Genomic DNA, 14,133 nt, shown 5'->3' on the forward strand with positions numbered 1-14,133 from the left:
CCCCTGAGCCCCGCGCCCCGCGACATGCCATCCTGACCGGGTGAACGGTCCCGAGATCCACGTCGAGTTCGCCCCCGACCTGACCCCGTTCGTGCCGCGCGGCCCGCGCCGGACGCTCGTCACCGACGGTGTCTCCTCCCTCGGCCACGTCGTCGAGTCGGCCGGCGTCCCGCTGACCGAGGTCGGCTCCCTCTGGGTCCACGGCCGCGAGGTCCCGACGTCGTACGTCCCCGCCGCCGGCGACGCGGTCGAGGTACGGCCCGTCGAGCGCCCCCAGCAGGTCCCCGGCGCACCCCTCCGCTTCCTCCTCGACGTCCACCTCGGCACCCTCGCCCGCCGGCTGCGGCTGCTGGGCGTGGACACCGCCTACGAGTCGACGGACCTCGGCGACCCGGCCCTCGCCGCCCTCTCCGCCGCCGAACAGCGGGTGATGCTCAGCCGCGACCGTGGCCTGCTGCGGCGCCGCGAACTGTGGGCGGGCGCCTACGTCTACAGCACCCGCCCCGAGGACCAACTCCGGGACGTCCTGGACCGGTTCCGCCCCGAACTGCGGCCCTGGACCCGCTGCACCGCCTGCAACGGCCTGCTGAAGGAGGCCACCAAAGAGGAGGTGGCGGACCAACTGCACGGCGGGACCCAGCGCTCGTACGACGTCTTCGCCCAGTGCCAGGACTGCGGGCGCGCCTACTGGAAGGGCGCGCACCACGAGCAGCTCGTGGCCATCGTGGAACGCGCCCTGGAGGAGTTCGCGCGCTAGCTCCGGCCGGCCAGCGCGGCACGCAGCCGGTCGCGGTCGGTGGTCGGGGCGTCGCAGGCGAAATGGCGGCAGACGTAGGCGGCGGGCCGTCCGTCGACGAGAGGACGCTCGGCGAGCAGCGGGAACTCATCGCTACCCGGTGTGCCGACGGCGACCACCGCGCCCGGGGAGGTGCCCAGAAGTGCCGTGCGGTGCAGGGCCCTTGTGCCCTCCTCGTCGATCGCCGGCCCGACGATCGCGACCTCCTTGGGCCCGTCGAGCACGGCCTCGGCGACCGCCAGCCCCCAGCCGATGAACCGGGGCACCCGCGGACCGAGCGCCTTCACGACGCCCAACGCCCGCTCGGCGGCGGTGCGATGGGGCTCCGCGCCGGTCTGGGCCGCGTAACTCAGCAGTGCGCCCGCGGCGGCGGTCCAGCCGGAGGGCGTCGCGTTGTCGGTCGGGTCCTGCGGCCGGCGGATCAGCCGCTCGGCGTCGGCGCCCGTGTCGTACAGCGAACCCGACTCCTGGTCGACGAAGCGCGCGAGGACGTGGTCCAGCAGGAACCCGGCGAACTCCAGCCACACCCCCTCCCCCGTGACCGACGCGAGCGCCAGGAAGCCCTCGGCCACGTCGGCGTAGTCCTCTAGCACGCCCGCGTTGGCGCCGACCTGGCCGTCCTTACTGGTGCGGGCGAGGCGGGCCTGCTCGTCGAGATGCAGCCGGACGAGGAGATCGGCGGCGCCGACCGCGGCCTCGACCAGGTCCGGGCGGTCGAAGTAGGCGCCGGTCTCGGCCAGCGCGGCGATCGCGAGACCGTTCCACGCGGCGACGACCTTGTCGTCACGGCCGGGGGCGGACCGTCCGGCGCGCCCACCGAGCAGCCGCTCCCGGATGGAGGCCACCTTCTCGGCATCCAACAGACTGTCCTGCTGCGGAAGTTGGAGTACGGACTGACCGTGCTCGAAGGTGCCCTCCTCGGTCACCCCGAAGTACTGCGCGGCCAGTTCACCGTCCTCGTCCCCGAGCACCTCGGCGAGTTGACGAGGCGTCCAGACGTAGTACGCCCCCTCGACGTGCTTGCCCGTCCCGTCGTCGCTGTCGGCGTCCAGGGCCGAGGCGAACCCGCCCTCGTTCGTGCGCAGTTCGCGCACCATGAAGTCGGCGGTCTCCAGGGCGACCCGGCGGGCGAGCTCCGAGCCGGTGGTACGCCAGAGGTGGGCGTAGACGCGGCACAGCAGGGCGTTGTCGTACAGCATCTTCTCGAAGTGCGGGACCACCCAGTCACGGTCGACGGAGTAGCGCGCGAACCCGCCCCCGAGCTGGTCGTAGATGCCGCCGCGGGCCATCCGCTCACAGGTGTCCGAGGCCATCTGCAGGGCGCCCTCGGAACCGGTGCGTGCGTGATGCCTCAGCAGGAACTCGATCACCATGGACGGCGGGAACTTGGGCGCCCCGCCGAACCCGCCGCGCTGCGGGTCGTACTCCCGGGTCAGCCCGAGCAGCGCCTGCGCGAGCTCCTCCTCGCCGGGGATCTCCGTACCGCCGTAGTTGATCTCACGCTGGGACAGGTCCCGCACGATCTTCCCCGCGACCTCCGCCACCTCGTCCCGCCGGTCCGCCCAGGCGGCCCGCACCCCCTCCAGCACCTGCCGGAACGAGGGCATGCCGTGCCGCGGGGCGGGCGGGAAGTAGGTACCGAAGTAGAAGGGCTCGGCGTCGGGCGTGAGAAACACGGTCATGGGCCACCCACCCTGCCCGGTCGCCGCCTGCACCGCCTCCATATAGACGGCGTCGACATCGGGCCGCTCCTCACGGTCGACCTTGATGTTGACGAAGTGGTCGTTCATGAAGCCGGCGACGACTTCGTCCTCGAAGCTCTCCGTTGCGAGGACATGGCACCAGTGGCAGCTCGAGTAACCGACGCTGAGCAGCACCGGAACGTCTCGCCGACGCGCCTCTTCGAAAGCCTCGGCCGACCACGGCCACCAGTCCACGGGGTTGTCGGCATGCTGGAGGAGGTAGGGGGACGTCTCATGGGCCAGTCGGTTCGCCATATACCCATCGTGCCCGACGAGCCCTGGCAGGTGGCGACGCGGCCTTCCGCCAGGGGCTCGCCTCTGAGCACACCACCCGATCCGCTCAGCGCCAGATCGGCTCGACTCGCGAGAAGTCCCAGGTGTGATCCGCTTTCACCCCGGGGCGGACGAGGCAGTGGGTGACGAACGATCCGACGATCTTCCGTTTCTCATCCAGTCCCATCTCGCCGACCTGCCACCGCTGCCGTGTGGTGTCAGGCACCCGAGTGCAGCCGTGAGCCTGGTCGAAGATCAGCCGTTCGAGGGCGGTGTCCACGAGCGGCCCGCTGATGCTGCATCTCCGGCAGTTGCGGCAGGAGTACACATACGGGCTCCGCTGGCTTCTCCCCTTCTGCGCGCACAGAGCACCACCGCACGCCGTGCCGTCGGGGCTTCGAGCCCCACACCGAAGGAAGCCCGTGCCGAGGTGGCGCGGTACGGGTCGGCGGCTGTCAGTGAGTCTCGGTGCGCCACTGCCTCGGTGCAGGAACAGGCTCCCAGGCGAGAAAGTGGCGCACACCGCGTGCCATAGTTCGGGCGTCGAGATGGGCTGCCACTGCCCCACCACCGGTTCTCCAGTCTCCGGGACGAACAGCAGTTCGCCTCTGTTCGCCCGGTAGCCGCATACTCTCGGCGCGGTGATGATCTGGGTTACCGTCTGGCCGTTGGGTCTGCCTCCCCGTGTGCCGGTGACGCCGAGTTCACACCAATCACGCGCGATGGCCCGCACAGCCTTCCCCGAGAGCCGATCACTGATGGCCTGCTCCACCAGCTTCGACTCTTCGGGGTGGAGCGTGATCCTGTCCTCGAGCCAGCCGAACGGCCGTGGTCCGCTGTGCGGTACTCCTTCGACAGCCCGGGCCCAGTGCCAGTGGGACAGCCTTCGGCTCCTCACCCGCGTCTCCGTGGCGGCCGCGTCCAGCGACCGTACCGCCTGCATGAGCCCCTCCTGGGAGTACGGATCCCGAACACCCTGCGGGTCGACGTAGATCCGTCCCGGCGAACTGGTCAGGGCGGCGAAGAACCGGGCCAGGTCCTCCGCACGGCGGTACAGCCGATCGTCCGCGACGCAGACCACCCCTTTGATGGGCTGTCCGCCGTCGGTTCGCCCGCGCACCAGGTCCGCCATCAGGCGATCGAAGCCGGGTCTCACAACTCCGGCCTTCGACGCGCTGCGGGCGTTGTCACTGTATGCCATCACAACGACGCAGCCGTGATCGCGTGCGGTGCGCTCGTTGATCCGCAGTTGATAGCGCACCCCGTGCCCGTCACGCTGCCGACTGTCTTCCGACGTACGGGCATACGACGCGACCGGAATCAGCCCGCCCGTTTCGCTCCCACCATGCTGGATCACAGCGCCCCCCGATTCGACAATGAGCACCACACCCGTAAGAACGAACGAATGCCCCGGAGGTCACCCCGGACGAACGCGGTGATCGCCGCCCTCTCGCGCTCGCGGCCCGCGGGAAGGACACTCGTAGGCGAACCAGTTGTCGCCGGAGGGGGACGGGACATGCGGGACGGCCATCGGGCTGATGCCGAACGGCTGTTGGCACGGGCGGTGGAGGAGGAGGTACGGCGCTCCGGCGGACGTACCGACGGAGCGGTCCTGCTGTCGCGGGCGCGCGGCGCGTTGGACGCGATGGCCGAGACGTCCGCCGAGGAGTACGAGGCCTACACCCGCGCGCTGGACGAGGCGGAGGCCGGGCGGCTCTCGTTCGCGCAGCGGTACGCGAAGGAGGGCGCGGGAACTCCCCTGCTGGTGGCGGCCGTTGCCGCTCTCGCGGCCGCCGTCTCCGACCTGGCCCTGGGCACCGACACGGGCACCGCGCTGGGCGCCGGCGTGGCCGTCGGCGTCGTGGCCGCCGCGGCGACGGTGGTCAAGGTGGCCGGCTCGCATCTGCCCGCCGCCCACCACCGCGCCGGCGCCGCGAGCCAGCCCGGCGGGCCCGAACAGCTGCGGCTGCAGTGGCTGACGGCGCTGGAGGTGCGCGGCATCCGCCCTTTCCTGGACCAGCAGCGCGTCCTCGCCGCCTCGACCGGCCCGAAGAAGACGGGCCCGCAGTTGCGCGGCACGGACAAGAGCGCGGCGGCCCGCGGGCGGAGCGTGCTGGCGCAGTCGTTCGGCCAACTCCCGGAGCCGGTCGGCGCGTTCGCGGGCCGACGGCAGGAGATGGCGCGGATCCGGCAGTGGGTGCAGGCCTCGCGCGCGGCGACGGAGACGCGTCCGACGGTCGTCGTGCTGCACGGTGCGCCCGGCAGTGGCCGTACGACGCTCGCCGTACGGGCGACGCACGACCTGAAGGACTACTTCCGCGGCGCCTGTGTGGTCGATCTGCGCGGCGGCAGCCCGGAGGAGGCGCCCCTGTCCACCCGTGACGCCCTGCTGCATCTGCTCAACCGGCTGGGCGCGCCCCGCGAGCAGCTGCTGTTCCGTGAGCGTTCCTCCCCCGACCAGCAGGTCAAGCGGCTGAGCGAGCTGTACCACCAGCATCTGACGGGTGTCGCGGTGACGATCGTCCTGGACGACGCCTCGGATCCCGAGCAGGTCCGCACTCTCGTCCCGGAGCGCTCCGACAGCCTGGTCCTGGTCACCGCCCGCGAGCCCCTCGCGCTGCCCTCCGCTCTGCCGGCGGACGTCCATCAGCTGCCGGTGCGGGCGCTGGACGCGGCGGGCGCGGAGGAGCTGCTGGACGCGGCGGCGCAGGACAGTTCCGGGCCGTACGACGCGGATTCCGCGGACCGGATCAGACAGTTGTGCGGCGGGCTGCCGCTGGCGCTGAGCATCGCGGGGTCCTCCCTGGGGCCGCGCTCACCGCGCCAACTGGCCACGGACCTCGGGGCGTACGGACCGGTCGAGCCGACGGAGCGGGCGCTGTGGCTGCGCTACACCGACCAGTCGGAGACGGCCCGGCGGCTGCTGCGCCGGCTCGCCCTGGCCGGCCGTGCCTCGCTCGGCGCCGCCGCGGCGGCCTCCCTGCTCGCGACCGACGAGACGGAGGCCACCCGCCATCTGCTGGCCCTGTCCCGCGCGGGCCTGATCGACCATGTGCGGGGCAACCGGTACCGGCTGCACGACCTGGTGCGCGCCTTCGCGCAGGCCCGTCTCCTCGACGAGGAGGAGCCGGCCGAGCGTACGGCGGCGCAGGAACGCCTGATCGTGAACTACGCGGATCTCGCCGACTCGGTGCTGCGGCTGGTCGACGGCAACATGTCGACCCGCTCGGACCGCTTCAGCCCGCACGGCTTCACGTCCCTGGACGAGGCGCTGCGCTGGCTGGACGACGAGTCGAGCTTCATCACCTCCACGCTGCGGCACGCGGAGGGCGTGAACCAGGCGGCCGTGCTGAACCTGCTCGGCGCCCTGTGCGACTACTGCCTGCTGCGCGGCGACCTCTACCGGCTGGGCGAGATCAGCGAGCTGGCGCAGGCCGTCGACCAGGGTCTGCTGGTCCGCTCGGTGCAGTGGCGCACCGGCATCGCGGCCCGTCAGCTGGGCGAGCTGGACAAGGCCCGGACGACCCTGACCTCGGTCGTGGACCTGTACATGGAGGCCCACCACGACGCGGGCGCGGCCAGGGCGCTGTGCTCCCTCGGCATCACCCTGCACCACCAGGGCAATCTGACCGAGGCGACGGCGCGGCTGCGGGAGGCGCTGGAGCTGCAGTCGGTTCCCGAGCTGGCGACGGACCGGGCCTGGACGATGCACGCGCTGGCGGCGGTGGAGCGCGACCGCGGCCATCTGCCGGAGGCGATGCGGCTGCTCACCGAGTCCCTGGTGCTGCACCACGCCGGCGAGTCCCTGCACGGCGAGGCCTGGGCCCACTTCCAGCTCGGCCAGCTCGGTCTGCGGATGGGTGACGTCCCGCGCGCGGAGGCGGAGCTGCGGGCGGCCCTGGACCGCTACGGCCGTACCCGCGACGCCCGGGGCGAGGCGTGGGCGCTGACCCAGCTGGCGCGCGCCCGGCTGGTGGCCGGCGATCCCTCCCCGGCGGTCGACGGGCTGCGCCAGGCGGCGGCCCGGCACCGGGAGAACGAGGACGCGCGCGGCGAGGCCTGGACCGTCTACTACCTGGGCCAGGCCCTGGAGGAGACCGGCGACCTGGATCAGGCGGTGCGCGAGCTGGAGCGCTCCCGCACGATGTTCTCCCGGATGCGGGACGTCTACGGCCTCGCGTGCGCCCGGCACCACTCGGCCCGCGTCACGCGCGACCAGCGGGCGGCCCAGACGGGGTCGCTGCGCAACTCCGGCTTCGCCCGCCAGCTGCTGGTCGACGCCCGCGCCGACTTCCAGCGCATCGGTGTCGCCCACGGCGAGGCGTGGACGTGTCTGGAGCTGGCGGTGGTGGACGCGGGCAACGCCCGCACCCAGCAGGCCCTCGCCCTGTGCGACGAGGCGGCGGGCCTGTTCGCCTCCTACGGCGACCGCCGCGGCGAGGACTGGGCCCGCTTCCTGCGCTGCACCCTGCTCCCGTATGCGGCCCCCGGTGGGGTGGAGGTCGGCACCGCGGTCGCCCAGGAGGATCTCGCCGAGCTCGCCCGCAGCGACCACCCCCTGCGCGACGCGAAGCTCGACGACTACGTGGGGGCGTACCAGCTGCTGCTGGAGCGGGGAGTGAGTCTGGAGGCGGGCTGGCAGGCCTGGCGGCTGGGGATGGTGCCCAGCCGGCATGCGCGGGAGGTCATGGGAGTGGCGGTGCCGGCCAGACCGTGACCGGCACCGCCCTCCGCCTCGTCAGCTCTGGCGCGCCTCGGTGTCGGCGGACGTCTTCGCGGACTCGGCGTCCGGGTCCGCCGGCTCCTTGAACTTGACCTTGCCCATGTGGCGGTTCATGGACTTCATCAGGGCCCACACCGCCAGGGCCATCGCCGCGAAGACGATGAAGCCGAGGACGCCGGGGGTGACCTTGTTCTCGTCCACCTCCTTGGCGAGGGGGGCGAGGTGCGTCATTGCCAGGCTCACGCTTGCGCTCATGTCAGGCATTGTCCCGGACGCCCGCGAAGAGGTCGTCCTCGGGGAGGGAGGTATCGACGAGGGACTTGGCGAGCTCGTACTCCTCGGTCGGCCAGACCTCCTTCTGGATCTCCATCGGGACCTTGAACCAGCCGCCGTCGGGGTCGATCTGCGTGGCGTGCGCGATCAGCGCCTTGTCGCGGATCTCGAAGAAGTCGGCGCACGGGACGTGCGTGGTCAGGGTGCGCTCGGTGCGCTCGAACTCGGCCCACCGCTTGAGCCAGTCCCCGTACGGCGACTCCATGCCGCGCTCCAGCAGCGCGTTGTGCAGCGCCTCGGTGCGCGGGCGGTTGAAGCCCTGGTTGTAGTACAGCTTCAGCGGCTGGTACGCCAGGCCGAACTCGGCCTCCGGGTACTTCTCGGTGTCCGCCGCGCCCTCGAACGCCACCATCGAGATCTTGTGGGTCATGATGTGGTCGGGGTGCGGGTAGCCGCCGTTCTCGTCGTAGGTGGTGATCACCTGCGGACGGAACGAGCGGATCTGCTTCACCAGCTCGCCGGCCGCCTTGTCGACGTCCTCGAGCGCGAAGCAGCCCTCGGGCAGCGGCGGCAGCGGGTCGCCCTCGGGCAGGCCGGAGTCGACGAAGCCGAGCCACTCCTGCTTGACGCCGAGGATCTCGCGGGCCTCGTCCATCTCCTTCTTGCGTACCTCGTGGATGTGCTCCTCGATGTACTTGTCCCCCTGGAGCTTCGGATTGAGGATGGAGCCGCGCTCCCCGCCCGTGCAGGTCACGACCAGCACGTCCACCCCCTCGGACACGTACTTCGCCATGGTGGCCGCGCCCTTGCTCGACTCGTCGTCGGGGTGGGCGTGCACGGCCATCAGTCGCAGCTGGTCAGTCAAGACTCAATCCTTGGTAAGTCGGCGCCCCGGTGTCTTCGGGTGCGATCGGCGGCTTCTATAGTGACCGAATCGGGGGGCGAATAATTCCGGGGCCCGGCTCCGGGGGCCCCGCACCGAGAGGACGATCATGAGTACGGCGAGCACTCAGCTGCCCGAGGGCCGCTACGGTCGCTCCTCGGACGAGCGCGCCGACCGCAAACTCAAGATCGCCGGGACGGTGCTCGGCGCCCTGCTGCTGGCGCTGATCGGTTACTTCGCCTACCACTACGTCGGCCAGAACAAGATCAGCGGCGAGGTCATCACCTTCGAGCCCCACAAGGACTCGGTGCAGATCCATCTGGAGGTCCGCAAGGACTCCGGTACCTCCGGCTACTGCACGATCCGCTCCCAGGCGGCGGACGGCACCGAGGTGGGCCGGGCCGACTTCCGCTTCACCGGGAGCGCCACCCGCATCGACCGGGTCCTCACGCTGCGTACGACGGCTCCGGGCACCACGGCGGAGCTGCTGGGCTGCCACGCCGACTGACGTCACCCGGAAACGTGACGACTGACCTGCGGCGACGTAATTCTGATGGCTTATGTCCTCCCCCTTCGGCCGCTGAATTGTTAGGCTCGTGGTTTCGCCCATCCGTGAAGGAACATTCTTCTGGGTAGGGCGATGCTTTGTATTCCCAGTACCTACGAGGAGCACCTGTGACCCAGACCAGCGAGAACGTCACCTGGCTGACCCAGGAGGCGTACAACCAGCTCAAGGCCGAGCTGGAGTACCTGTCTGGTCCTGCGCGCACGGAGATCGCCGCCAAGATCGCGGCCGCGCGCGAGGAGGGCGACCTGCGTGAGAACGGCGGGTACCACGCGGCCAAGGAAGAGCAGGGCAAGCAGGAGCTCCGTGTGCGCCAGCTGACCCAGCTCCTGGAGAACGCCAAGGTCGGCGAGGCCCCGGCGTCGGCGGACGGCGCCGTGGCACCCGGCATGGTCGTGACGATCGCCTTCGACGGCGACGAGGACGACACGCTGACCTTCCTGCTGGCGTCGCGCGAGTACGCGAGCTCCGACATCGAGACCTACTCGCCGCAGTCCCCGCTGGGCTCCGGCGTGATCGGCCACAAGGTCGGCGAGGACGCGGAGTACGAGCTGCCGAACGGCAAGAAGGCCTCCGTACGGATCCTCAAGGCCGAGCCCTACAACGGCTGACCCAGGCCCCTGCACGCCCTTGGCGAGCCCCCGGCGTCCCGGTGACGCCGGGGGCCTCGTCATGCGGCCGGGTGATGCAGTGGGTCATGCGGTCGGGGTCACGCGGTTGGGCTCATGCGCTCGGGGGCACGCGGTTGGGCTCATGCGGTCGCCGAGCGGTACTTGCGCACCGCGAGGGTCCGGAATATGACGATGATCAGCGCCGAGTAGATCAACGAGGCCCACACCGGGTGCACCATGGGCCAGGCGCCGGACGCCGACTGTCCCGGGTTCGCGAACAGCACGCGGCAGGCCTGCACCGTGGCGCTGAAGGGGTTCCACTCGGCGATGTGGCGCAGCCACGGGGTCATGTGGCTGGTGTCCACGAACGCGTTCGAGATGAACGTCACCGGGAACAGCCAGATCAGCCCGCTGGAGGTGGCCGCCTCGGGAGTGCGCACCGACATGCCGATCAGTGCGCCGATCCAGGTGAAGGCGTAGCCGAGCAGGAGCAGCAGGCCGAAGGCGCCGACGACCTTGGCGGCGTTGGTGTCGCCGTTGGAGCCCACGCGCCAGCCGACCAGCAGGGCGACCACGGCGAGGACGACCAGGGTCAGCGCCGTCTGCACCAGGTCCGCCAGGGTCCGCCCGGTCAGCACCGCGCCGCGGGCCATGGGCAACGAGCGGAAGCGGTCGATGAGGCCCTTGTGCATGTCGTCGGCGATGCCCGCGCCGGAGCTGGCGGTGGCGAAGGTGACGGTCTGCGCGAAGATGCCCGCCATCAGGAAGTTCTTGTAGTCGGTGGCGCTGGTGCTGCCGCCGATCTGCATGGAGCCGCCGAAGACGTAGGTGAACAGCACCACGAACATGATGGGCTGGATGAGCCCGTAAATGATCATCTCCGGGATGCGGGACATCCGGATCAGATTGCGTTTGGCGACGACCATCGAGTCCCGGAAGGACTGGCTGACCGGGTTCGTGCTCGGCGCGACGCGCACGGCGTCGGTGACGGCGCTCACTTGGCTGCCTCCTTCTTCTGACCGCGTCCCTTGGGCCCGGCCTGCTCGTCGGTCTCGGTTTCCTTGATCTCGGCGACATGTCCGGTCAGGGAGAGGAACACGTCGTCGAGAGTCGGGCGGCGCAGCCCGATGTCGTCTATCTCGATGCCCCGGACGTCCAGCTCGCGGATCACCTCGGCGAGCAGCTTGGCGCCGCCGGTGACGGGCACGGTGAGCTTGCGGGTGTGCTCCTCGACGGTGAGCTCGCCCTTGCCGAAGCCGGCGAGGACCTCTCCGGCGGCCGTGATGTGCTCACGCTCGTGCACCACGACCTCGACGCGCTCACCGCCGGTGCGGGCCTTGAGCTGGTCGGAGGTGCCGCGCGCGATGACGCGTCCGTGGTCGACGACCGCGATGTCGTGCGCGAGGTGGTCGGCCTCTTCCAGGTACTGGGTCGTCAGCAGCAGGGTCGTGCCGCCGGAGACGAGCTGTTTGATGACCTCCCACAGCAGTTGGCGGTTGCGCGGGTCCAGGCCGGTCGTCGGCTCGTCCATGAACATCACGGGCGGGGAGACGACGAGGGCGGCCGCGAGGTCGAGGCGGCGGCGCATGCCGCCGGAGTAGGTCTTCGCGGTCCGGTCGGCGGCGTCCGTGAGGTCGAACTGGTCCAGCAGCTCCGCGGCGCGGGCCTTCGCCGCCTTGGCCTTCATCTGGTAGAGCTGGCCGACCATCTGGAGGTTCTCGCGGCCGGTCAGGTACTCGTCGACCGCGGCGAACTGGCCGGACAGGCCGATCGAGCGGCGCACCTCGTTCGGCTGCTTGAGCACGTCGAGGCCGGCGACGACGGCCTTCCCGCTATCCGGTTGCAGCAGGGTCGTCAGACAGCGGACAGTGGTCGTCTTGCCCGCGCCGTTCGGCCCGAGCAGGCCCAGCACGGTGCCCTCGGGGACATCGAGGTCGACGCCGTCCAGAGCCCTTACGTCCCCGAAGGTCTTCACCAGACCTTCGGCATAGATGGCGCCTGGCATATGAGTCTCCACGTCGTCGGGGATTCTTCGGGATTCTTCGAAAGGCCTAGGCAAGCCTAGGTTTGTGCGATTTGTACCGCCTGATGGGTGAGCGGCGGCGGCTACGAGACACACCATAACGCGATGTATCGCGTCCCTCAATGGATTTACCCGATCGAGTGACATCGAGTGACGAAGAGCCCCTGAGCAGGCAGTTCCGCTTGGTGCGGGCGGCCCGCGACCCGTCGAGGACCTCAGCCGAGGACGGCGCGACCCGCCCTCAGCCGATGACCGTGTAACCGGCCTCGCGCAGCGCCCGGCCGACCTCGGCGCAGTGCTCCGGCCCCTTCGTCTCCAGGTGCAGCTCGACCTCCGCCTCCGTGAGCCCGAGCCGTGGATCGGTCCGTACGTGACTCACATCAAGGACGTTAGCGTCCACCACTGACAACACCCCGAGAAGCGTCGCGAGTGCCCCCGGCCGGTCCGTCAGCCGCAGCCGTACGGCCAGGTAGCGGCCCTGCGCCGACATGCCGTGCCGCAGCACGCGCTGCATCAGCACCGGGTCCACGTTCCCGCCGGACAGCACCGCGACGACCGGGCCCGCGAAGGATCCGGGCTCGCTCAGCAGGGCGGCGACCGGGCTCGCGCCGGCCGGTTCGACGACCAGCTTGGCCCGCTCCAGGCACAGCAGCAGCGCGGCGGCGAGCTGGTCCTCGCTGACCGTGCGGACCTCGTCCACCAGCTCCTGGACGATCCCGAACGGCACGTTCCCGGGCCGCCCGACCTTGATGCCGTCGGCCATCGTCACCGGGTTCTCGACCGACACCGGGCGCCCGGCGGTCAGCGAGGGCGGATAGGCCGCCGCGCCCTGCGCCTGCACGCCCACGATCCGCACGTCCGGCCGCAGGGCCTTCACCGCGACCGCGATACCGGCCGCGAGGCCTCCGCCGCCGATGCCGACGACGACGGTCCTCACTTCCGGGCACTGCTCCAGGATCTCGAGGCCGACCGTGCCCTGGCCGGCGATGATGTCGGGGTGGTCGAAGGGGTGGATGAACACCGCGCCCGTCTCGGCCGCGTACGCCTGCGCGGCGGCCAGCGTCTCGTCGACCACCTGCCCGTGCAGGCGCACCTCGGCGCCGTACTCGCGGGTGGCGCTGATCTTCGGCAGCGGAGCGCCCCGCGGCATGAACACCGTCGCCCGCACGCCGAGCAGGGAGGACGCGAGGGCGACGCCCTGCGCGTGGTTGCCGGCGCTCGCCGCGACCACCCCGGCGGCCCGCTCCTCCGGCAGCAGCCCGGCGATCCGGACGTACGCGCCGCGCAGCTTGAAGGAGCCCGTCCGCTGGAGGTTCTCGCACTTGAAGTGCACTGGCGCGCCGACCAGCTGGGACAGATGCCTGCTGCCCTCCATCGCCGTCACCCGTGCCACGCCCGAGAGCATCTTCTGGGCGCCCCGAACGTCGTCGAGGGTCACGTGCCGCAAGGAGTCAGCCGTGCTGTAGCTCATGACTCAAGCATCGCAGTTCACAGGGTCCCGCGACCGGTGTGACCAACCTCCGAGACTGGTTTGCGCAGCGCCGGTACGGCCCGCCTTCCGGCCGCGTACTCTGTCCCCCATTCACAGACCACTTTCATGAAGCGAGCCTCCGGCCATGCCCACAACACCTGAAATGTCGATGGACATGACGACCGTCGGTGACAGCGGTCTCCTCGACACGCTGCAGCACGAGGTGGCGGTCTTCGCCCGGCGTGCCGAACAGACCCGGCTCGGGGGGGTCGGGCAGGTGCGCAACTCCATGGACCGCGCCGCATACCTGCTGCTCAACCGCCTGGACAAGGAAGGTCCGATGGGCGTCAAGGCGCTCGCCGCCAGCATGGGCATCGACTCCTCGACGGTCACCCGGCAGGTGGCGCCGCTCGTGGACACCGGGCTCGTCAAGCGCACCTCGCACCCCGAGGACGGGCGCGCGGTGGTGCTCCAGCTCTCCCCGCGCGGGCTCTCCCGGCTGGAGGAAGTGCGCTCCTCCAGGCGACAGTTGATGGCGGAGTTGACCCAGGACTGGGAGCAGGAGGAGCGCGAGGCGTTCTGCGCGCTCCTGACCCGCTTCAACACCGCCCTGTCCGCCCGAATGACGGCCCAGGGCGTCCCGGGCCCGGAGGCGTCGTCCCCGTCGTAGCCACTCGGCACGCGTAGAACGGGGGACGCGTGTGGGGTGGGGGCGGCGATTCACACGGCGCTTCGCGCGTGCGGGGGTAAGGCGTGGCGATTCACGCGCGAAG

Annotated in this window: 12 protein-coding genes; 5 read left to right on the top strand and 7 right to left on the bottom strand. The window is 70.8% G+C overall.

Features of this window, described 5'->3' with window-relative positions:
- Window positions 1–40 precede the first annotated feature (40 nt).
- Window positions 41–757, top strand: coding sequence for a Mut7-C ubiquitin/RNAse domain-containing protein (locus GRC12_RS32190; protein WP_208783070.1), 717 nt, complete (start codon window positions 41–43; stop codon window positions 755–757).
- Here the strand turns inward: GRC12_RS32190 and GRC12_RS32195 are convergent.
- Together GRC12_RS32195 and GRC12_RS32200 are read right to left on the bottom strand one after the other, a co-directional pair.
- Window positions 754–2,793, bottom strand: a complete 2,040-nt coding sequence (locus tag GRC12_RS32195) for a thioredoxin domain-containing protein (RefSeq protein ID WP_208783071.1) — start codon at window positions 2,791–2,793, stop codon at window positions 754–756. The two genes, GRC12_RS32190 and GRC12_RS32195, sit on opposite strands and share 4 nt — an antisense overlap.
- A gap of 85 nt (window positions 2,794–2,878) precedes the next feature.
- Entirely contained in the window at window positions 2,879–4,198 is a 1,320-nt protein-coding gene (locus tag GRC12_RS32200; RefSeq protein WP_208783072.1) for a recombinase family protein, read from the bottom strand.
- Between the two features lie 129 nt (window positions 4,199–4,327).
- On the opposite strand from GRC12_RS32200, the gene GRC12_RS32205 reads away from it, so the two are divergent.
- Window positions 4,328–7,528, top strand: a complete 3,201-nt coding sequence (locus GRC12_RS32205) for a tetratricopeptide repeat protein (RefSeq protein ID WP_208783073.1) — start codon at window positions 4,328–4,330, stop codon at window positions 7,526–7,528.
- Between the two features lie 21 nt (window positions 7,529–7,549).
- On the opposite strand, the gene GRC12_RS32210 is transcribed toward GRC12_RS32205, so the two are convergent.
- Together GRC12_RS32210 and mca are read right to left on the bottom strand one after the other, a co-directional pair.
- Entirely contained in the window at window positions 7,550–7,798 is a 249-nt protein-coding gene (locus GRC12_RS32210) for a hypothetical protein (RefSeq protein ID WP_208783074.1), read from the bottom strand.
- The gene (mca, locus tag GRC12_RS32215) at window positions 7,791–8,651 is read right to left on the bottom strand and encodes a mycothiol conjugate amidase Mca (RefSeq protein ID WP_208783079.1); all 861 of its coding nucleotides are present in this window, start codon (window positions 8,649–8,651) and stop codon (window positions 7,791–7,793) included. The genes GRC12_RS32210 and mca overlap by 8 nt, the downstream gene beginning before the upstream one ends.
- A 148-nt stretch (window positions 8,652–8,799) precedes the next feature.
- Here mca and GRC12_RS32220 point away from each other — a divergent pair, with 148 nt between their 5' ends.
- Window positions 8,800–9,198, top strand: a complete 399-nt coding sequence (locus GRC12_RS32220; protein ID WP_208783075.1) for a DUF4307 domain-containing protein — start codon at window positions 8,800–8,802, stop codon at window positions 9,196–9,198.
- A 167-nt stretch (window positions 9,199–9,365) separates the two neighbouring features.
- Window positions 9,366–9,866, top strand: a complete 501-nt coding sequence (greA, locus tag GRC12_RS32225; protein ID WP_133048947.1) for a transcription elongation factor GreA — start codon at window positions 9,366–9,368, stop codon at window positions 9,864–9,866.
- Window positions 9,867–10,006: 140 nt separating this feature from the next.
- On the opposite strand, the gene GRC12_RS32230 is transcribed toward greA, so the two are convergent.
- From GRC12_RS32230 to ilvA, 3 genes are all read right to left on the bottom strand, one after another.
- Window positions 10,007–10,864 carry an ABC transporter permease gene (locus GRC12_RS32230; RefSeq protein ID WP_208783076.1) on the bottom strand — a complete coding sequence of 286 codons (858 nt, stop codon included), beginning with the start codon at window positions 10,862–10,864 and terminating at the stop codon, window positions 10,007–10,009.
- Window positions 10,861–11,871 carry an ATP-binding cassette domain-containing protein gene (locus GRC12_RS32235; RefSeq protein WP_208783077.1) on the bottom strand — a complete coding sequence of 337 codons (1,011 nt, stop codon included), beginning with the start codon at window positions 11,869–11,871 and terminating at the stop codon, window positions 10,861–10,863. Before GRC12_RS32235 ends, GRC12_RS32230 begins: the two co-directional genes overlap by 4 nt.
- A gap of 259 nt (window positions 11,872–12,130) precedes the next feature.
- A complete protein-coding gene (ilvA, locus tag GRC12_RS32240) occupies window positions 12,131–13,360 on the bottom strand; it encodes a threonine ammonia-lyase (RefSeq protein WP_208783078.1) in 1,230 nt (409 codons plus the stop codon).
- A 163-nt stretch (window positions 13,361–13,523) separates the two neighbouring features.
- On the opposite strand from ilvA, the gene GRC12_RS32245 reads away from it, so the two are divergent.
- Window positions 13,524–14,030: a MarR family winged helix-turn-helix transcriptional regulator gene (locus GRC12_RS32245; RefSeq protein ID WP_208783080.1), complete on the top strand. Its 507-nt coding sequence runs from the start codon at window positions 13,524–13,526 to the stop codon at window positions 14,028–14,030.
- The last annotated feature ends 103 nt before the right edge of the window (window positions 14,031–14,133 follow it).

Source organism: Streptomyces griseorubiginosus (assembly GCF_017614965.1).
GTDB lineage: Bacteria > Actinomycetota > Actinomycetes > Streptomycetales > Streptomycetaceae > Streptomyces > Streptomyces griseorubiginosus_B.

What these genes read in the sequence shown, in the direction of transcription:
- ilvA (WP_208783078.1), bottom strand. Translation starts at nt 13,360, where the DNA reads ATGAGCTACAGCACGGCTGACTCCTTGCGGCACGTGACCCTCGACGAC.
- GRC12_RS32220 (WP_208783075.1), top strand. Translation starts at nt 8,800, where the DNA reads ATGAGTACGGCGAGCACTCAGCTGCCCGAGGGCCGCTACGGTCGCTCC.
- mca (WP_208783079.1), bottom strand. Translation starts at nt 8,651, where the DNA reads ATGGCCGTGCACGCCCACCCCGACGACGAGTCGAGCAAGGGCGCGGCC.
- GRC12_RS32245 (WP_208783080.1), top strand. Translation starts at nt 13,524, where the DNA reads ATGTCGATGGACATGACGACCGTCGGTGACAGCGGTCTCCTCGACACG.
- GRC12_RS32195 (WP_208783071.1), bottom strand. Translation starts at nt 2,793, where the DNA reads ATGGCGAACCGACTGGCCCATGAGACGTCCCCCTACCTCCTCCAGCAT.
- GRC12_RS32205 (WP_208783073.1), top strand. Translation starts at nt 4,328, where the DNA reads ATGCGGGACGGCCATCGGGCTGATGCCGAACGGCTGTTGGCACGGGCG.
- GRC12_RS32210 (WP_208783074.1), bottom strand. Translation starts at nt 7,798, where the DNA reads ATGCCTGACATGAGCGCAAGCGTGAGCCTGGCAATGACGCACCTCGCC.
- GRC12_RS32235 (WP_208783077.1), bottom strand. Translation starts at nt 11,871, where the DNA reads ATGCCAGGCGCCATCTATGCCGAAGGTCTGGTGAAGACCTTCGGGGAC.